General features: G+C 67.5%; 18 protein-coding genes and 2 tRNA genes. 8 read left to right on the top strand and 12 right to left on the bottom strand.

Annotated features, from left to right (window positions below; translation table 11 throughout):
- Positions 1 to 9: 9 nt before the first annotated feature.
- The 4 genes from QFZ27_RS28075 to aguA all read left to right on the top strand — a co-directional run bounded on the left by QFZ27_RS28075 (position 10) and on the right by aguA (position 4,394).
- Positions 10 to 1,155 (top strand): ABC transporter ATP-binding protein, encoded by a 1,146-nt coding sequence (locus tag QFZ27_RS28075; protein ID WP_429229751.1) that lies wholly within the window; start codon positions 10 to 12, stop codon positions 1,153 to 1,155.
- Complete coding sequence (locus QFZ27_RS28070) at positions 1,152 to 2,120, top strand: ABC transporter permease subunit (protein WP_429229750.1); 969 nt, start codon at positions 1,152 to 1,154, stop codon at positions 2,118 to 2,120. Before QFZ27_RS28075 ends, QFZ27_RS28070 begins: the two co-directional genes overlap by 4 nt.
- The gene (locus QFZ27_RS28065; protein ID WP_429229749.1) at positions 2,117 to 2,953 is read left to right on the top strand and encodes an ABC transporter permease subunit; all 837 of its coding nucleotides are present in this window, start codon (positions 2,117 to 2,119) and stop codon (positions 2,951 to 2,953) included. Before QFZ27_RS28070 ends, QFZ27_RS28065 begins: the two co-directional genes overlap by 4 nt.
- Before the next feature lie 421 nt (positions 2,954 to 3,374).
- Positions 3,375 to 4,394 (top strand): agmatine deiminase, encoded by a 1,020-nt coding sequence (gene aguA / locus QFZ27_RS28060; RefSeq protein ID WP_429229748.1) that lies wholly within the window; start codon positions 3,375 to 3,377, stop codon positions 4,392 to 4,394.
- A 24-nt stretch (positions 4,395 to 4,418) separates the two neighbouring features.
- Here the strand turns inward: aguA and QFZ27_RS28055 are convergent, their stop codons facing one another.
- The 12 genes from QFZ27_RS28055 to QFZ27_RS28000 form a co-directional block, all read right to left on the bottom strand.
- Positions 4,419 to 4,838, bottom strand: a complete 420-nt coding sequence (locus tag QFZ27_RS28055; RefSeq protein ID WP_429229747.1) for a DoxX family protein — start codon at positions 4,836 to 4,838, stop codon at positions 4,419 to 4,421.
- Positions 4,839 to 5,020: 182 nt separating this feature from the next.
- The gene (locus QFZ27_RS28050) at positions 5,021 to 5,635 is read right to left on the bottom strand and encodes an NAD(P)-dependent oxidoreductase (protein ID WP_429229746.1); all 615 of its coding nucleotides are present in this window, start codon (positions 5,633 to 5,635) and stop codon (positions 5,021 to 5,023) included.
- A 115-nt stretch (positions 5,636 to 5,750) separates the two neighbouring features.
- Complete coding sequence (locus QFZ27_RS28045; RefSeq protein WP_429229745.1) at positions 5,751 to 6,311, bottom strand: YcbK family protein; 561 nt, start codon at positions 6,309 to 6,311, stop codon at positions 5,751 to 5,753.
- Positions 6,301 to 6,936: an ATP-dependent Clp protease proteolytic subunit gene (locus QFZ27_RS28040; protein ID WP_429229744.1), complete on the bottom strand. Its 636-nt coding sequence runs from the start codon at positions 6,934 to 6,936 to the stop codon at positions 6,301 to 6,303. Before QFZ27_RS28040 ends, QFZ27_RS28045 begins: the two co-directional genes overlap by 11 nt.
- Before the next feature lie 109 nt (positions 6,937 to 7,045).
- Complete coding sequence (locus tag QFZ27_RS28035) at positions 7,046 to 8,098, bottom strand: extracellular solute-binding protein (protein WP_429229743.1); 1,053 nt, start codon at positions 8,096 to 8,098, stop codon at positions 7,046 to 7,048.
- A 72-nt stretch (positions 8,099 to 8,170) separates the two neighbouring features.
- On the bottom strand, positions 8,171 to 9,166 hold the full coding sequence (locus tag QFZ27_RS28030; RefSeq protein ID WP_429232500.1) for an extracellular solute-binding protein: 996 nt from the start codon (positions 9,164 to 9,166) through the stop codon (positions 8,171 to 8,173).
- A 63-nt stretch (positions 9,167 to 9,229) separates the two neighbouring features.
- Entirely contained in the window at positions 9,230 to 10,018 is a 789-nt protein-coding gene (locus QFZ27_RS28025) for an ABC transporter permease (protein ID WP_429229742.1), read from the bottom strand.
- On the bottom strand, positions 10,015 to 10,905 hold the full coding sequence (locus QFZ27_RS28020; protein WP_429229741.1) for an ABC transporter permease: 891 nt from the start codon (positions 10,903 to 10,905) through the stop codon (positions 10,015 to 10,017). Before QFZ27_RS28020 ends, QFZ27_RS28025 begins: the two co-directional genes overlap by 4 nt.
- Before the next feature lie 8 nt (positions 10,906 to 10,913).
- The gene (locus tag QFZ27_RS28015; protein WP_429229740.1) at positions 10,914 to 11,912 is read right to left on the bottom strand and encodes an ABC transporter ATP-binding protein; all 999 of its coding nucleotides are present in this window, start codon (positions 11,910 to 11,912) and stop codon (positions 10,914 to 10,916) included.
- Positions 11,913 to 12,324: 412 nt separating this feature from the next.
- Positions 12,325 to 13,737 carry a type I glutamate--ammonia ligase gene (gene glnA / locus QFZ27_RS28010; protein WP_429229739.1) on the bottom strand — a complete coding sequence of 471 codons (1,413 nt, stop codon included), beginning with the start codon at positions 13,735 to 13,737 and terminating at the stop codon, positions 12,325 to 12,327.
- Positions 13,738 to 13,813: 76 nt separating this feature from the next.
- Positions 13,814 to 14,152, bottom strand: coding sequence for a P-II family nitrogen regulator (locus QFZ27_RS28005; protein WP_034832554.1), 339 nt, complete (start codon positions 14,150 to 14,152; stop codon positions 13,814 to 13,816).
- Between the two features lie 167 nt (positions 14,153 to 14,319).
- Positions 14,320 to 15,486, bottom strand: coding sequence for a pyridoxal phosphate-dependent aminotransferase (locus QFZ27_RS28000; RefSeq protein ID WP_429229738.1), 1,167 nt, complete (start codon positions 15,484 to 15,486; stop codon positions 14,320 to 14,322).
- 149 nt (positions 15,487 to 15,635) lie between these two features.
- On the opposite strand from QFZ27_RS28000, the gene QFZ27_RS27995 reads away from it, so the two are divergent.
- From QFZ27_RS27995 to QFZ27_RS27980, 4 genes are all read left to right on the top strand, one after another.
- Positions 15,636 to 15,711: transfer RNA gene (locus QFZ27_RS27995), tRNA-His, on the top strand.
- A 57-nt stretch (positions 15,712 to 15,768) separates the two neighbouring features.
- The gene (locus QFZ27_RS27990) at positions 15,769 to 16,554 is read left to right on the top strand and encodes an HpcH/HpaI aldolase family protein (protein ID WP_429229737.1); all 786 of its coding nucleotides are present in this window, start codon (positions 15,769 to 15,771) and stop codon (positions 16,552 to 16,554) included.
- Positions 16,551 to 18,014, top strand: a complete 1,464-nt coding sequence (locus QFZ27_RS27985; protein WP_429229736.1) for an NAD(P)H-hydrate dehydratase — start codon at positions 16,551 to 16,553, stop codon at positions 18,012 to 18,014. Before QFZ27_RS27990 ends, QFZ27_RS27985 begins: the two co-directional genes overlap by 4 nt.
- 134 nt (positions 18,015 to 18,148) lie before the next feature.
- Positions 18,149 to 18,233, top strand: a tRNA-Leu gene (locus QFZ27_RS27980).
- Positions 18,234 to 18,266: the final 33 nt, after the last annotated feature.

Below are 18,266 nucleotides of genomic sequence, written 5' to 3'. Positions count from 1 at the left end.
GAGACGGGGATGGGCCAAGCCAAGCCGAAGCAGCAGACCGCGCCGCAGCCATGGCGCAATCCGGACGAGAAGCCTTACGTCCGGATCGAGAAGGTGACCAAGAAGTTCGGCGACTTCACCGCCGTCGACGATGTCAGCCTGTCGATCTACCGCGGCGAGTTCTTCGCCTTGCTGGGCGGGTCGGGCTGCGGCAAGACCACGCTGCTGCGCATGATGGCGGGGTTCGAGCGGCCGACCGAGGGCAAGATCTTCATCGACGGCGTCGACATGACCGCGGTGCCGCCCTACGACCGGCCGGTCAACATGATGTTCCAGTCCTATGCGCTGTTCCCGCATATGACGGTGGAGCAGAACGTCGCCTTCGGCCTGCGCCAGGACCGGGTGCCGTCGGCCGAGATCAAGACCCGCGTGGCCGAGGTGCTGGACCTGGTCCAGCTCGGCCGGTTCTCGAAGCGCAAGCCGCACCAGCTCTCGGGCGGCCAGCGCCAGCGTGTCGCCCTGGCGCGCAGCCTGGTCAAGAAGCCCAAGATCCTGCTGCTGGACGAGCCGCTCGGCGCGCTCGACAAGAAGCTGCGCGAGCAGACCCAGTTCGAGCTGGTCAACATCCAGGAGAAGGTCGGCATCACCTTCGTGGTCGTGACCCACGACCAGGAGGAGGCGATGACCATGTCCAGCCGGATCGCGGTGATGAATTCCGGCTACATCTCGCAGCTCGGCACCCCGGCCGAGATCTACGAATACCCGCAGTCGAAGTTCGTCGCCGACTTCATCGGCTCGGTGAACCTGTTCGAGGGCAGGATCGCCGAGGACCACCCGGAGCATGTCGTCATCGACAGCCCGGACGCCGGCTGCCGGCTCCATGTCAGCCACGGCCTGCCGGTGCCGGTCGGGACCCAGGTGTGGGTGGCGGTGCGGCCGGAGAAGATCGCGATCTCCAAGCAGCCCGGCGAGGGCGACACCAACTGCACCCGGGGGGTGGTCAAGGAGATCGCCTATCTCGGCAATCTGTCGATCTACCTGATCGCGCTGCCGAACGGGAAGACGGTGCGGGTGACGGCGCCGAACGTCTCGCGCCTGACCGAGATGCCGATCACCTGGGAGGACGAGGTCTGGCTGTCCTGGCAGCCCTTCGCCGGCGTGGTGCTGACGCAATGACCGCGGTGACGGCGAGCGGCGCAGCGGAAAGCTCGATCCCGCGGGTCGCGGCGGGGCCCTCGATCCTGCGGCGGCTGGGCGGGCGGCTCGGCCGCAGCCTGGTGATCGCCATCCCCTATGTCTGGCTGTCCCTGTTCTTCCTGGTCCCCTTCGTCATCGTCCTGAAGATCGCCTTCGCCGACAAGGTGATCGGCCAGCCCCCCTACACGCCGCTGTGGGACTGGATCGACGAGGCCCATCTCGGCATCTCGCTCAGCATCGGCAACTTCCAGTTCCTGCTCGACGACCCGCTCTATGTCAGCGCCTATTTCAGCTCGGTGAAGATCGCCGCGATCTCGACGGTGCTGAGCCTGCTGGTCGGTTATCCGATGGCCTATGCCATCGCCCGGTCGAGCCAGCAGTGGCGGGTGCCGCTGCTGATGCTGGTGATCCTGCCGTTCTGGACCTCGTTCCTGATCCGGGTCTATGCCTGGATCGGCATCCTCCAGCAGCAGGGGCTGCTCAACAACCTGCTGCTCTGGCTCGGCATCATCGATCAGCCGCTGGAGATCCTGCACACCGACACCGCCGTCTATATCGGCATCGTCTATTCCTACCTGCCCTTCATGATCCTGCCGCTCTACGCGACGCTGGAGAAACTCGACGGCTCGCTGCTCGAGGCGGCGGAGGACCTGGGCTGCCGGCCCTGGAAGGCGTTCCTGCTGATCACGCTGCCGCTGTCGCTGCCGGGCATCATCGCCGGCTCGCTGCTGGTGTTCATCCCGGCGGTCGGCGAATACGTGATCCCCGAACTGCTCGGCGGCATCGACACGCTGATGATCGGCAAGGTGCTGTCGAACGAGTTCTTCCAGAACACCGACTGGCCGGTGGCCTCGGCGGTCGCGATCGTGCTGCTGCTGGTGCTGGTGATCCCGATCATGGTGTTCCAATACGTCCAGGCCAAGCAGCAGGAGGCGGAGCGATGAGGCGGCCCTGGTTCCTGTTCACCTGCCTGGTGTTCGGCTACGCCTTCCTCTACGTGCCGATCATCCTGTTGATGATCTACTCCTTCAACGAGAGCCGTCTGGTCACCATCTGGGGCGGCTTCTCGACCAAGTGGTACGGCACGCTGCTGCAGAACCAGCAGATGCTGGACGCGGCGCGGCGGTCGCTGGAGATCGCGGCCATCGCCGCCACCGTGGCCTGCGTGTTCGGTACCGTGGCCGGTCTGGTGCTGGCCCGCTTCGGCCGGTTCCGCGGCCGCACCCTGTTCTCGGGCATGGTCACGGCGCCCCTGGTGATGCCCGAGGTGATCACCGGACTGTCGCTGCTGCTGCTGTTCGTGGCGATGGAAGGGCTGTTCGGCTTCCCGCAGGGCCGCGGCATGGTGACGATCACCATCGCCCACATCACCTTCTGCCTGGCCTATGTCGCGGTGGTCGTGCAGTCGCGGCTGGTCAGCCTCGACGAATCGATCGAGGAGGCGGCGATGGATCTCGGCGCCCGGCCGCTGACCGTGTTCTTCTGGATCACCCTGCCGATCATCTCGCCGGCGGTGATCGCCGGCTGGCTCCTGTCCTTCACCCTGTCGCTCGACACGCTGGTGATCACCAGCTTCGTCTCCGGCCCCGGGTCGACCACCCTGCCGGTCTACATCTTCTCCAAGGTGAAGCTCGGGGTGACGCCGGAGATCAACGCGCTGGCCACCATCATCGTCGTGATCGTCACCACCGGCGTGGTCATCGCCGGCGCGCTCCTGGTGCGGCACGAAAAGAAGCGGCGGCGGGACGAGCAGCTCGCTTTCGCAGCGGGAACGTAGGGCGAAGCCGGCCGAAACGGCGTTTTCCGCCGATTTCGGCCTCCGCCGCGCAGGACTCTGAGTCATGCGTGGCGCGCAGGTGACCCTCGGCGTTTGTCCCCGGAGCAAAAATCGGGCCGATTGACTATATCTACGGCGTTCAAGAACAATTCATGAGCTTCTCATGTCGTTTCTATCGATCTTTGGAACCATTCGTCTGGCGCCGTTCGGCCGCCGTTTGACGAAGCGGGAAAAGTCGATCTCTCAGCGCCGCATTTGATTGCCACGCTGTCATCTTAGTCCTTCGGGACGATCGGTTTCTCGGGCCTGGCCGGTTGGTCGGGCCCGATCCATATCCGGGGTCCGAAAACCGGCTCTTTCATCCGGACGCGGCGGAGGCTAGCCTCTGGCGCTTGAGCCTGAACCACTGCGGAACCCCATTGTGACCGTCCCTGCATCCCTCGGCTACGTCATGCCCGCGGAATGGGAGCCCCACAGCCGCTGCTGGATGGCCTGGCCCTGCCGCGACGAAGTCTGGGGCGAGCAGATGGACGCCGCCCGCACGGCCTATGCCGACGTCGCCCGGGCCATTGCCGATTTCGAACCGGTGACCCTGGTCTGCAACCCGTCCGATGTGGCCGAGGCGTCGCTGACCCTCGGCAACGGCACTGCGATCGACGTGGTGTCGATGGAGATCGACGACAGCTGGCTGCGCGATTCGGGGCCGACCTTCCTGCTCGACCGCAACGGCCACCTCGCCGGCGCGCATTGGCGCTTCAACGCCTGGGGCCAGAAGTACCAGCCCTACAGCCGCGACGCGGTGGTGGCGAAGCGGATCCTGAAGCATGTCGGCGCCCGGCGCTTCCGCGCGCCCTTCGTGCTCGAGGGCGGGGCCATCCATGTCGATGGCGAAGGCACGGTGCTGACCACCGAGCAGTGCCTGCTGAACCCGAACCGCAACCCGGACATCACCAAGGCCCAGGTCGAGCAGAACCTGCGCGACTGGCTCGGCATTTCCACCGTGATCTGGCTGCCCGAGGGGATCGAGGACGACGAGACCGACGGCCATGTCGACGAGATCGCGTGCTTCGTGCGGCCGGGCGTGGTGCTCGCGCTGTCGACCGACGACAAGAGCGACGGCAATTTCGACACGCTGCAGACCAATCTCGACATCCTGCGCTCGGCCAAGGACGCCAAGGGCAGGCCGCTGCAGGTGATCGAGGTGCCGCAGCCGGCGCGGCAGGAGCACAACGGCAAGCGGCTCAGCCTGTCCTACGTCAACTTCTATATCGCCAATGGCGGCGTGGTGATGCCGGCCTTCGACGTGGCCGAGGACGAGCGCGCCTTCCGCATCATCCGTGATGCCTTCCCGAACCGCCGCGTGGTCCAGGTCCACGCCCGCGACATCTTTCTCGGCGGCGGCGGCATCCACTGCATCACGCAGCAGCAGCCGGCTCCGTAGCGCCGGCTGCTGCTGCGGGAACGGTCAGGCCATCGCCAGGCGCGGGTTGCGCACGGCATCCAGGCTCCACGCCCCGCCGCCGGCGGCGGCGAAGTACAGGAAGACGAAGCTGTACAGCGCCGCCAGTTCGCCCTGGTTCAGGATCGGGAAGAAGCTGCTCGACGCATGGGCCATGAAATAGGCCACGGCCATCTGGCCGGACAGGATGAAGGCGACCGGGCGGGTGAACAGCCCGATCAGCAGCAGCAGGCTGCCGACGATCTCCAGCACGCCGGCCAGGCCCATCAGCGAGAACAGCTGCAGCCCGTCGAAATAGGCGACATGCGGGAAGCCGAACAGCTTGGCGAAGCCGTGCTGCAGGAAGAACAGGGCAGTGGCGATGCGCAGGATGCTGAGCACGCGTGGCGCCCAGGTGCGGTCGAGCTGGTCGTTCAGGTCGGCCATGATCGTCTCCGGATCAAAGGGGAGGGAAGGGTGCCGCGGGGGCTTGCACCCGCTGCGCCCGGCCCGGTGGGCGGCGTTCCGGGCCCGGTGGCAGCGTTGCGATTGAGTTGCTTTTGCGACCCGCGGTCAAGCCGCCGATCGCACAACAATTCGTCGCGCCGCGGACAACAATGGCCGGCGGCTCAGTACCCGACGGTGAAGCGCTGCCGGATATGGGCGGGCTTCTCCAGTTCGTCGATCAGGGCGACGGCATAGTCTTCCTGGCTGATTCGGCTCTGCCCGTCCGCCCCGACCAGGAGCTGGTTGCCGCCCAGCCGGAATTCGCCGGTGCGCTCGCCCGGCGCGATCACCGCCGAGGGCGACAGGAAGGTCCAGTCGAGGCTGGTCTCGCCGCGCAGCAGGTTGAGGTAGTCGCGGCCCTTGGACGCCTCCTCCTTGTACAGTGCCGGAAATTCCGGCGTGTCGACCAGCGCCACGCCCGGCGCGACCTCCAGGCTGCCGGCACCGCCGACCACCAGGTAGCGCTCGACGCCCGAGGCCTTGACCGCCTTCAGCAGCAAGGCGGGGTCGGAGGCGGTGTAATGCACCGAGCTGATCACCGCGTCGTGCCCGGCCAGCAGCTTCGCCAGCCCGTCGGCGTCGAACACGTCGCCGCGCTTGGCGGTCAGCTTAGGGTGCTGGGGCAGCTTCTCCGGACTGCGGACGATGCCGGTGATCTCGTGGCCGCGGCTCAGGGCCTCGGCCAGGATTTTCGAGCCGATATTGCCGCTGGCGCCGATCAGGGCGAGCTTCGCCATGGAATTCTCCGAACTTGGTTACGAATAGGTACCGACGGCAAGTTCGGGATTCCCGCCGATCCGCGCAAGAAGGGTGTTGAAAGTAACCGAGGGACTGCGGAATGACCGGCGGCGGTCAGAACCGCTTGTACCACAGGCGCTTTGGCCCGGTGTCGAGATGGACGAAGTCGGAGCGCCAGTAGAGGCCGAGGCCGCCGCTGGCGACCGCCCGGGCGTGGTTCGCCAGGAACACCATGCCGTAGCCCTGCACCGACAGGTCCACCGCCTTGCCCTGCAGGTGCAGGCTGTTGCGGGCGGCGCCCTCAGGGCGCAGCTTTTCGTTGGTCTCTGGGGTGCGGAAGCCGGAATGCAGGTTGATCGTCACCCGCCGGCCCTTGGCGACCTGGTAGCGCCGCGACATCAGCCAGAGCAGGTCGAAGACGCCCGGATCCATGTCGGTCGCCTTGTCGACATGGTGGTCGCGCAACAGCCAGTTCAGCCGCTTCCAGGCGTCGGGCGAAACGGCGCCGTCGACGGCGTAAACGTCGTCGAAGCGCTCATCGGTGTGCGGATTGTAGAGCCTGAGGCGCCGTTCGCCGGTCTGATCGACGGCGGGGGCCGCGGCGGCGCAGAAGGGAAGGGCGGCGAGCCCCAGCAGGGCCCGCCGCCGCGTCAGCCGAGCTGGCTCAGCCGGCATCCTTGATGCTGTCGATGATCTTGCCGACGACGCCGTAAACCTTCGCCTCCTCGGCCGACATCCAGTAGTTCCGGTCGGTGTCGCGCTCGACCTTCTCGATCGGCTGCCCGGTCTCCTTGGCGATGATCTCATTGAGGCGGCGGCGCATCTTGATGATCTCGCGCGCCTCGATGTCGATATCGACCGCCCGGCCGCCGGCGCCGCCGGACGGCTGGTGCAGCAGGAACCGCGTGTTCGGCAGCGCCAGGCGGTTCTCCTTCTTCGCCGCCAGGTAGATATGGGCGCCGGCGCTGGCCACCCAGCCGGTGCCGATCACCTTCACCGGCGCGCCGACGAAACGGACCATGTCGTGGATGGTGTCGCCGGCCTCGACATGGCCGCCCGGCGAGTTGATCACCAGCCGGATCGGCTTCTTGTCGTCGTCGGCGGCGAGCGCCAAAAGCTGCGCGCTGATCCCCTGCGCCAGCTTCATGGAGATTTCACCGAACAGCAGCACCGTCCGGTTCTTGAAGAGGATGTTGCCGATCTGCGGGCCAAGCTCCTCCTTCTTCTCCTTCTCGGGGCGCTCTTCCTCTTCTTCCTCTTCCTCGTCGTCGAGACGCGGCGGGAACGGGCGGTCGACCATGGGGGATCCTGTCACTTAAGAGATCTGTCAGTCCTGCAAGAGGTAGCGTGCCGGACCCCGCTTCGCAACCAGGGCCTTCCGGCAATGATCGCGAAGCGGGCGGGGCGGCTTACGATTTGAGGCGGGTCCAGACCCGGTCGCGCAGCTCGACCGCGGCGGCAGAGCAGTTCTTGTTCGGGTTCAGCCGGCTCAGATATTCCTGCGGCGTGTTCACCGCCGGGTCGTCGCGCAGCTTCGCGTCCATGAACTCCGGCGAGCCCTTGATGCCGTTGTTGTAGCCGGTGAAGTTGCTGACCGCGGCGATGGTGTCGGGCTTCATCATCCAGTCGATGAAGATCTTGGCGTTCTCGACGTTCCGTGCGCCCTTGGGCACGGCGAAATTGTCGTTCCAGAAGTTGATGCCTTCCGTCGGATAGACATAGGTGACGGTCGGCTTGCCCTCCTTGGTGCGGTGCGAGGCGCCGTTCCATTGCATATGGGCCACCACCTCGCCGGCGACCATGCGCTCGATCGTGCCGTCGGAGTTGTACAGGGCGACGGCCGGCTTCTGCGCCTCCAGCAGCTTGAAGATCTTGCCGGCGTCCTCGCTGCTCTCGGTGCAGAAATCGACCTTCAGGTACATCGCCGCGGCCTTGTAGACCTCGACCGGGTCGTTCAGCATCGCCAGCTTGCCCTTGAACGGGCCGTCCGGGTTGAAGACCGACCACCAGCTGTCATCGACCTTGCCGGCCTCGACCTTGGCAGTGTCGTAGCTGAAGCCGGTGGTGCCCCACATGTAGGGGGCGGAGTATTTCCGCTCCGGGTCGTACCAGGGCTTGTCGTGCGGCGCGCCGACATTCTTGAAGTTGGCCATCTTGCCGGCGTCGATCTCCTGCAGCAGGCCTCCCTTGACCATGATGTCGACCATGTAGTCGGACGGCACCACGACGTCGTAGCCGGCAGCGCCGGCCTGCAGCTTGGCCAGCAAGGTCTCGTTCGAATCATAGACGTCGAGCGTGACCTTGATCCCGGTCTCGGCCTCGAACTTCTTCAGCAGTTCCGGCGGGTAGTAGTTCGACCAGTTGTAGAAATAGAGCTCGCCGGCGGCCTGCGCGGCCGATGCCACGGTCAGCGCCCCGGCAGCCGCGACGGCGGCGAGAAGAAGCTGTTTTGCGGATCTCATCTCAACCTCTCTGTTGTCGTCGGATTATGGTGTTGCGCCCCGCCGACATTCGGGACGACGGTCCGGCCGCGCTCAGGATTTGAGGCGGGTCCAGACCCGGTCGCGCAACTCGACCGAAGCGGGGGAGCAGTTCTTGGCCGGCCGCAGCCGGCTGGCATCCTCCGGCGGCATGTTGATCGCCGGGTCCTCGCTCAGCGCCTTGTCCATGAAGGCCTCGGAGCCCTTGATCGCATTCATGTAGGTGGTGAAGTTGCTGGCGGCGGCGATGTTCTCCGGCTTCAGCATCCAGGCGATGAAGGTCTTGGCGTTCTCCGGGTTCTTGGCGTCCTTCGGCACCACCAGATTGTCGGCCCAGAGGCTCAGCCCTTCCTTCGGATAGACGAAGACCGCGCTCGGCCGCTGCAGCTTGGTGCGATGGGCGGCGCCGTTCCACTGCATATGGGCGACGACCTCGCCGGCGGCCATGCGGTCGACCGACCCGTCGGAGTTGTAGAGCGCGACCGCCGGCTTCTGCGCCTCCAAGAGCTTGAAGATCTTGCCGGCGTCCTCGCTGCTTTCGGTGCAGCGGTCGATGCCGAGATAATAGGCGGCCGCGTTGAACACCTCGACCGAGTCGTTCATCATCGCCAGCCTGCCCTTGAATGGGCCGTCCGGGTTGAAGATCGACCACCAGCTGTCGTCGACCGGGCCCTGCACCTTGGCGCTGTCATAGGTGAAGCCGGTGGTGCCCCACATGTAGGGGGCGGAGTATTTCCGCTCCGGGTCGTACCAGGGCTTGTCGTGCGGGGCGATGACGGCGCCGAAGCCGGGCATTGCGGCGGCGTCGATCTCCTGCAGCAGGCCCTGCTTGACCATGATGTCGACCATGTAGTCCGACGGCACCACGACGTCGTAGCTGGCGCCGCCGGCCTGCATCTTGGCCAGCAGGGTCTCGTTCGAATCATAGACGTCGAGCGTGACCTTGATCCCGGTCTCGGCCTCGAACTTCTTCAGCAGGTCGGGCGGGGTGTAGTTGGTCCAGTTGAACAGGAACAGGTCGCCGGCCGCCCAGGCGGCGGGGCCGGTCAGCAGGGCCGCGGCGAAGGCGGCGGCCAGGCAAGTGCGTCGGATCGGAATTTCGAGCCTCCCTTGTTAGCTCCGCGCCCGGCCAATCACCCAGGACAGGGCGACGAAGACGATCGAGATCAGCAGCATCAGCGCGGAGATGGCGTTGACCTCCGGCGTCACCCCGATGCGGATCATGCCGTAGATGTAGATCGGCAGGGTGGTCGCCCCGGCGCCGGAGACGAAGAAGGTGATGACGAAATCGTCGAGCGAGATGATGAAGGCCAGCATCAGCCCGGACAGGATGCCGGGCCACAGCAGCGGCAGCGTCACCCGGCGGAAGGCTCGCCAGGGCGTGGCGTAGAGGTCGGACGCGGCCTCGCCCAGGCTGACATCCATCCCCTCCAGCCGCGCCCGGATCGGCAGATAGGCGAAGGGGATGCAGAACACGACATGGGCCAGGATGATGGTGAACAGGCCCAGCGGCAGGGTGACGGCGGTGAAGAACAGCAGCGTGGCGACGGCCGTCACCACCTCCGGCACCACCAGCGGCAGGGCGATCAGGGCGCTGACGGCGGCCTGGCCGCGGAAGCGCCGGCGGGCCATGCCGATCGCCGCCGGGATCGCCATCACGGTCGCGACCACCGACGACACCGAGGCGACGATCAGCGAGTTCTTCGCCGCCCGCAGGATGTCCGGGTTGTTCAGCACCACGCCGAACCAGCGCATGCTGAAGCCGCCCCAGATCGTCGCCGTGCTGCCGGCGTTGAAGGCCAGCACCAGCAGCACCACGATCGGGATGTAGAGATAGGCGAAGAAGGCCCAGGCCGCGGCGCGGACGCCGGGGAAGCGGCGCAGGTTCGACGGCGCACTCATTTCGCCACCTGCGGCGCGCCGCGAAAGCGGATCAGGTACAGCATCATCGCCAGCAGCACCACGGCCAGCAGGGCGAAGGACAGGGCGGCGCCGAACGGCCAGTTGCGGGCCGAGCCGAACTGGTTCTGGATCAGGTTGCCGATCATCATCGACTTCGATCCGCCCAGCAGGTCCGGCGTGACATAGGCGCCGAGGCAGGGGATGAACACCAGGATGGCGCCGGCGGCGATGCCAGGCATGGCCAGCGGGATGACGATCCGGCGCAGCGCCCGCCACTTGTCGGCGCCAAGGTCGTAGGCGGCCTCGACCAGCCGGAAATCCAGTTTCTCCAGGCTGGAATAGATCGGCAGCACCATGAAGGGCAGGAAGGAGTAGGTGAGGCCGATGGCGATCGCCGTCTCGGTGTACATCAGGTTCAGCGACCCGGTGGTCAGCCCCAGCCCCTGCAGCGCCGAATCGAGCAACCCGCCGGAGCGCAGCATCAGGATCCAGGCGTAGTTGCGCACCAGCAGGTTGGTCCAGAAGGGGATGGTGACCAGGAAGATCAGCAGGTTGCGCCGCGGTGGCGGCTGCATCGCGATGTGCAGCGCGGTAGGGAAGCCGACCACGATGCACAGCACCGTGGTCAGCAGCGACAGCCAGACCGAGCGCAGCAGGATCTGGGCATAGGCCGGGTTCCAGATCAGGCTGTCGTCGAAGTCGCGCTCATACAGGAAGCGGAGATAGGCGTCGGTGGAGAAGGTGTTCCACTGCACCCCGCCGAACGGGCCGCGCTCGGCGACCGAGACGACCGCCATGATCGCCAGCGGGACGATGAAGAAGACCAGGATGAAGCCGACCGGGACCCCGATCAGGCTCAGAGTCTTCAGCGAGTTGCCGCGTGCCATCGTGGCCCTCAATCGGCCAAGGCGTGGCCGGCGCCGGCCGGCACCGCGATCCCGACCCGGTCGCCGGGCTGGAAGCTCTGGGGCGCCCCGGTCCGGTTCTGCAGCCGGGCGGTGACCAGCGCCCCGTCCTCGGCCAGGCGGATGTGGTAGGTGGTGTCGGTGCCGACATAGACCACCGTCTCCACCGTCCCGGCCAGGCTGTCCGGGCCGGGTTCTGCGGACAGCAGGATCCGCTCCGGCCGCACCGCCAGGGTGGCGCCCTCGGCGCAGCCGAGGCGGGCGGCGAGGGGGCCGTCGAAGAAGTTGGTCTCGCCGATGAAATGGGCGACGAAACGCCGCTCGGGCCGGTCGTAGATGTCGCGCGGGCCGCCGATCTGCAGGATCTCGCCCTGGCTCATCACCGCGATCCGGTCCGACATGGTCAGCGCCTCCTCCTGGTCGTGGGTGACGAAGATGAAGGTGATGCCGGTCTCGGTCTGCAGCCGCTTCAGCTCGATCTGCATCTCCTTGCGCAGCTTGAGGTCGAGGGCCGAGAGCGGCTCGTCCAGCAGCAGCACCTGCGGCTCGCTGGCCAGGGCCCTGGCCAGGGCGACGCGCTGCTGCTGGCCGCCGGACAGCTGCGCCGGCTTGCGGTGCTCCATCCCGCCCAGCTTGACCAGGGCGATCATCTCGGCGACGCGGGCATCGGCCCGGGCACGGTCGACGCCCTTCATCTCCAGGCCGAAGCGGATGTTGTCGCGCACCGTCATGTGCGGGAACAGGGCGTAGCTCTGGAACACCGTGTTGACCGGCCGCTTGTGCGGCGGCAGCCCCTCGATTGGCTTGCCGTGCAGCAGGATGTGGCCGCTGGTCGGCTCCTCGAAGCCGGCGATCATGCGCAGCAGGGTGGTCTTGCCGCAGCCGGAGGGCCCGAGAAGGGTGAAGAACTCGTTGTCCCGGATCTGGACCGACACGCCGCTCAGGGCGCGGACCGCCCCGCTCTGTTCGCTGCCGAAAACCTTGCTCACGTCGACAACGTCGATTGCCGTCCCTGTCAAGATGGCCTCGTTCTTGTTTCGGCAGGGCGCGAGACCTCGGGGGCGGACCGTCGGGGACCCCTGGCGGCACCGCGCCTGGCCGGCCGGGGCCCTTTGGGTCTCCCGCTTCCAGCCGCTGCGCTGATGGGATCGATATCAGCAGGTGCCGCGGGCAATCGCAAGCCTATCCCGCCTGCCATTTGCGCAAGAAAAAACCCGCCGTCGCCGGCGGGTTCTTTCGGGTCAGGATGATCACTTGGCCATAGGGCCCAATCCCCCAACTGTCATCGCCGGGCTTGACCCGGCGATCCAGGGGCCACCCAGAGCGGCTTCGACATCTCTGGATGCCCGGGTCAAGCCCGGGCATGACAGAAGGGGAGCGGGGCGTCCGTATGGCGACCGATCAGACCGAGTAGTACATCTGGAACTCGATCGGGTGCGGGGTGTGCTCGAAGGCGTAGACCTCTTCCCACTTCAGCTCGAGATAGGCTTCGATCATGTCCTTGCTGAACACGTCGCCCTTCAGCAGGAAGGCGTGGTCGGCCTCGAGCGCCAACAGCGCCTCGCGCAGCGAGCCGCAGACGGTCGGGACGTTCTTCAGCTCTTCCGGCGGCAGGTCGTACAGGTTCTTGTCCATCGCCTCGCCGGGATGGATCTTGTTCTGGATGCCGTCCAGGCCGGCCATCAGCATGGCCGAGAAGGCGAGGTAGGGGTTCGCGGTCGGGTCCGGGAACCGCACCTCGACGCGCTTGCCCTTGGGCGAGGAGACGTAGGGGATGCGGCAGGAGGCCGAGCGGTTGCGGGCCGAATAGGCCAGCAGCACCGGCGCCTCGAAGCCCGGGATCAGGCGCTTGTAGCTGTTGGTCGACGGGTTGGTCAGGGCGTTCAGCGCCTTGGCGTGCTTGATGATGCCGCCGATGTAGTACAGCGCGGTGTCCGACAGGTCTGCATAGCCCGAGCCGGCAAAGGTCGGCTTGCCTTCCTTCCAGATCGACTGATGGACATGCATGCCCGAGCCGTTGTCGCCCTTGACCGGCTTCGGCATGAAGGTCGCGCTCTTGCCGTAGGCGTCGGCGACGTTGTGCACGACGTATTTGAACATCTGCAGCGCGTCGGCGCTCTTGATCAGGGTCTCGAACTTGATGCCCAGCTCATGTTGCGAGGCGGCCACCTCATGGTGGTGCTTCTCGACCGTCACGCCCATCTCGGCCAGGGTCGTCAGCATCTCGGCGCGCAGGTCGTGCGCGGCGTCCAGCGGCGGCACCGGGAAGTAGCCGCCCTTCGGCTGCACGCGGTGGCCGCGGTTGCCGTCCGGATAGACCTTGCCGGTGTTCTCCGACGCGTCCTCGCTGTCGAGGTAGTAGAACGCCGAGGTGTTGTTCTGCTGGTAGCGGACGTCGTCGAAGATGAAGAACTCGGCCTCGGGGCCGAAATAGGCGGTGTCGCCGATGCCGAGCGACGCCATGTAGCGCTCCGCCGACTTGGCGATCGAGCGCGGGTCACGGCTGTAGGGCTGGCCGGTGGCCGGCTCCAGGATGTCGCAGGTGATGTTCAACTGCGCCTGGGCGGCGAAGGGGTCCATGACCGCGGTGTCGACATCCGGCATCAGGATCATGTCGGATTCGTTGATCGCCTTCCAGCCGGAGATCGACGAGCCGTCGAACATGACGCCGTCCGTCAGCATGTCCTCGTCCACCGTCGAGACGTGCTGGCTGACGTGATGCACCTTCCCGCGGAAATCGGTGAAGCGGAAGTCGACGTATTTGACGTCGTTCTCTTTGATCAGGTCGAGGACCTTGGTCACACCATCGGCCATGATGTTATTTTCCTGTGTTTCGGACTGTGTTTGCGTTTCTTGAGAGGCGTTCTTGGGCGGCTCGTAGGGCCGACGCTCAGATGGCGTCGGCGCCCTTCTCTCCGGTGCGGATGCGGATGACTTCCTCCACCGGGGTGACGAAGATCTTGCCGTCACCGATCCGGCCGGTCTGGGCAGCCTGCTGGATGGCCTCGATCGCACGTTCGACCAGGGCGTCCTCCATGACCACCTCGACCTTCACCTTGGGCAGGAAGTCGACCACGTATTCCGCGCCGCGATACAGCTCGGTGTGGCCCTTCTGGCGACCGAAGCCCTTCGCCTCGGTCACGGTGATGCCCTTGATCCCGACCTCGTGAAGGGCCTCCTTCACCTCGTCGAGCTTGAACGGCTTGATGATGGCTTCGACTTTCTTCATGGGTTCGGAACCGTTCCCTGGATCGTTTGCGCGCCACCGCCGGGTGCGGAACGCTCTCGCCGAGATGTGAAGCAAGCCCCGTGCCAGTCGCCGACTCCGCGTCGGCGACCGGGACGAACGGGGGCTTGCTCAGAATTTAGGCATAGTGCTGCTTCTTTGGGCTTCGATCAAGTCAGGGCGCCCGCCATGCGGTCCACGGCCTGGCGGATGGCGTCGACGCTGTTGGCGTAGGACAGGCGCAGGAAGCCTTCGCCCATGGCGCCGAAGCTGGTGCCGGCGATGGTGGCAACGCCGCACTCCTCCAGCAGCCGGGTCTGCAGCGCCTTCGCCGACAGGCCGGTGCCGCTGATGTTGGGGAAGGCGTAGAAGGCGCCGCCCGGCTCGACGCAGCGGACGCCGGGCAGCCGGTTCAGCGAGTCGACCACCACCCGGCGACGTTCGGCGAAGGCGGCGCACATGGTGTCGACCGCGTCCTGCGGCCCCTGCAGCGCGGCGATGCCGGCATATTGGGCGGCGGCGTTGACGCAGGAATGGGAGTTGACGGCCAGCCGCGTCGCGCCCTCGCGCAGCGCCTTCGGCCACACGCTCCAGCCCAGCCGCCAGCCGGTCATGGCGTAGGTCTTGGACCAGCCGTCCAGCAGGATCACCCGGTCGCGCAGGGCAGGGTAGGAGAGGAAGCAGCTGTGCTCCGCCCCATCGTAGAGGATGCGGCTGTAGATCTCGTCGCTCAGCACCGCGACATGCGGGTACTTCTCAAGCCCTGCGGCCAGGCGGTCCAGCTCGGCCTTCGGCACGAGGCCGCCGGTCGGGTTGGCCGGGCTGTTGATGATCAGCAGGCGGGTGCGCGGCGTGATCTGGGCCAGCACCTCCTCGGCCGAGAAGGCGAATCCGTTCTCCTCGCGCAGCCGCACCGGCACCGGTGTCGCCCCGGTAAAGCGGATGGCCGATTCGTAGATCGGGAAGCCGGGGTTGGGGTACAGGATCTCGGCCCCCGGCTCGCCGAACATCAGGATGGCGAACCACATCGTCACCTTGCCGCCGGGCATGATCACCACGTCGTCCGGGTCGGCCGTGACGCCGCGCCGGGCCTCGAGGTCATCGGCCACCGCCCGTCGCAGCGCCGGGATGCCGCCGGCCGGGGTATAGCCGTGATGGCCGTCGCGCAGCGCCTTCACCGCCGCCTCGACGATGTGGTCGGGGGTGCGGAAATCGGGCTGGCCGATGCCGAGATTGATGATGTCGCGGCCCTGCGCCGCCAGCGCCTGGGCCCGCGCCAGCACGTCGAACGCGGTCTCGGTGCCGAGATTGGCCATGGCGGCCGACTGGATGAGCATCTGCCTAACCCTGCTGAGTTGTGTCGCAGCGGACTATGGCGTCCCGGAGGGCCGCGGTCATGCCCCGCTGCGCCCTTGATCGGTGGGAATGCGTCTTGCGCTTGACGTCGAAGCGACGATGGCTCATATGAGCCGCCGCAAATGCTGTGGCGGCCATAGCTCAGCTGGTAGAGCACTCGGTTGTGGTCCGAGATGTCGCGGGTTCGAGCCCCGTTGGTCGCCCCATTTCCCTCCCTGCCATCCTCTGATACGCCTGTCTCCACCGCATCGGAGGAGGCTGCCTTGTATCGACCGAACGCCGCGAAACGGAAGCTGCGGGCGGGTGAACCCGTCTATGGCTGCTGGCAGGGCATCGGCCATTCGCTGATCACCGAGCTGCTGGGCCTCGCCGGCTACGACATCGTGCTGCTCGATCACGAGCATGGCCCGGCCGCGGTCGCCGATGCGGTGCCCAGCCTGCAGGCCCTGGCCGGCACCCCGGCCACCGGCATCGTCCGCATGCCCTGGAACGATCCGGTCTATGCCAAGCGCATCCTCGACATCGGCGCCGAGGGCGTGATGGTGCCGCAGGTCAATTCGAAGGACGAGGCGGAGGCCGCGGTCGCCGCCTGCCGCTATCCGCCGGCCGGCATCCGCGGCGTCGCCTACGGCATCGCCCGCGGCGCGGATTTCGGCCTGGCGGCCGATTACCAGCAGACCATCACCGACAATCTCCTGATCCTGTGCCAGATCGAGACCCGACAGGCGGTGGAGGCGATTCCCGACATCGCCGCGGTCGACGGCGTCGACGGGCTGTTCATCGGCCCCTGGGACCTGTCCGGCAGCCTCGGCAAGCTCGGCCGCTTCGACGACCCGGAGGTGCGCGACACGATTCGCCGGGCCGAGCGCGCCATCCAGGACAGCGGTAAATGGCTGGGCTCGCTGCCCTCGCTCGGCCGCTCGCCGGCCGAGATGGTGCGGGACGGCTGCCGAATCGTCATCGGCCCGGCCGAGATCACTTTGCTGCGCGACGCCGCCCGCGCCGACATCGCCGCCTTCAAGGAGGCGGTCGGGAAGATCGCGCGGTGAGGCTCTCCGACCTCGCCCTGCTGACCGCGGCGGAGATGGGCGAGGCCGACCGCCGCACCATCGCCGCCGGCACCCCCGGCATCGTGCTGATGGAGCGGGCGGGGGCGGCGGTGGCGCGGGCGATCCGCGCCCGTTGGTCGCCGCGCCCGGTCGCGGTGCTGTGCGGCCCCGGCAACAATGGTGGAGACGGCTATGTCGTCGCTCGCCTGCTGGCGGAACAGGGCTGGCCGGTGCGGCTGGCGTCGCTGGTCGCGATCAAATCCCTGCGCGGCGATGCGGCCGAGGCGGCGGCTGGTTGGCAGGGCAGGGTGGAAGCGCCGACCCCGGCTGTGCTGGACGGCGCCGGCCTCATTGTCGATTCTCTGTTCGGCGCAGGGCTGAACCGGGCACCGGAGGGCAAGGCCGCGGCGCTGATCGAGGCCGCGGCGCGCTCCGGCCTGCCGGTGGTCGCGGTCGACGTGCCCAGCGGCCTGTTCGGCGACGATGGCTCGGCTCCCGGCCCGGTGGCGCCGGCGGCGCTGACCGTCACCTTCTTCCGCCGCAAGCCCGGCCACCTGCTGCTGGCCGGCCGCACCCTGTGCGGCGAGACCCGGGTGGCCGATATCGGCATCGATGCCGGGGTGCTCGACGCCATCGGGCCGGGGCTGCACGAGAACGGACCGGCGCTGTGGCGCGCCGCCCTGCCGCACGCCGCGCCGGCGCAGCACAAATACGACCGCGGCCACCCGCTGATCCTCGCCGGCGGCAGCCTGACCGGCGCGGCCCGGCTGGCGGCGCGGGCGGCGCGGCGGGTCGGTGCCGGCCTGCTCACCGTGGTCGCGCCGGAGGCGGCGCTGCCGGCCTTCCGCGCCGACTGGCCGGGCGCGATGGCGCTGCCGACGGAACGCTGGGACGGGCTGCTGGCCGACCGGCGCCTCGGCCCGGTGCTGATCGGCCCCGGCGGCGGGGCCGGGCCGGCGCTGCGCCAGGCGGTCGCGGCGGTGCGCAATGCCGGCAAGTCGCTGGTGCTCGATGCCGACGGCCTCGCCAGCTATGCCGGCGAGCCGCAGGCGCTGGCCGGCGCGTTGGACGCCGATTGCGTGCTGACCCCGCATCAGGGCGAGTTCGACCGGCTGTTCGGCAAGGATGAGGCTCCGCGCCTGGTCCGGGCCCGCCAGGCCGCGGCTGCGGTCGGCGCCGTGCTGGTGCTGAAAGGGGCTGACACCATCATCGCCGCGCCGGACGGCCGCGCCGCGATCAACGCCAACGCCCCGCCGACCCTGGCCACCGGCGGCACCGGCGACGTCCTGGCCGGCATCGTGCTGGGGCTGAAGGCGCAGGGCATGCCCGGCTTCGAGGCCGCCTGCGCCGCGGTCTGGCTGCACGGCGCCGCGGCGCAGCGCGTCGGTGCCGGGCTGATCGCCGAGGACGTGATCGACGCGCTGCCCGGCGTGCTGGACCGCCTCGCCGGCGGGCCATGAGCCGCACGGGCGCTCGCGTTTTGCCTGTCGTCCGCAAAAACCCTGTGCTATGACCGCCCCTTCGCAGGGCCGACCCCCTTCGCTGCGCGTCGTTTTGTGCGTGTTTTCGGGAACGTGCAGGGGTGGGGGTCTTCGCGGGCGTGGCGGAATTGGTAGACGCACTGGATTTAGGTTCCAGCGGCGAAAGCCGTGGGGGTTCAAATCCCTCCGCCCGCACCATTGAACATCCCGACAGGGCACAGCTCGACCGAC

Origin of the sequence: Inquilinus ginsengisoli (genome assembly GCF_050434925.1) — a bacterium.
In the GTDB taxonomy this organism is placed as follows: domain Bacteria; phylum Pseudomonadota; class Alphaproteobacteria; order DSM-16000; family Inquilinaceae; genus Inquilinus; species Inquilinus ginsengisoli_B.
Note: the sequence above shows the minus strand (reverse complement) of the source record. Positions and strands in the feature narration are given on the sequence as shown.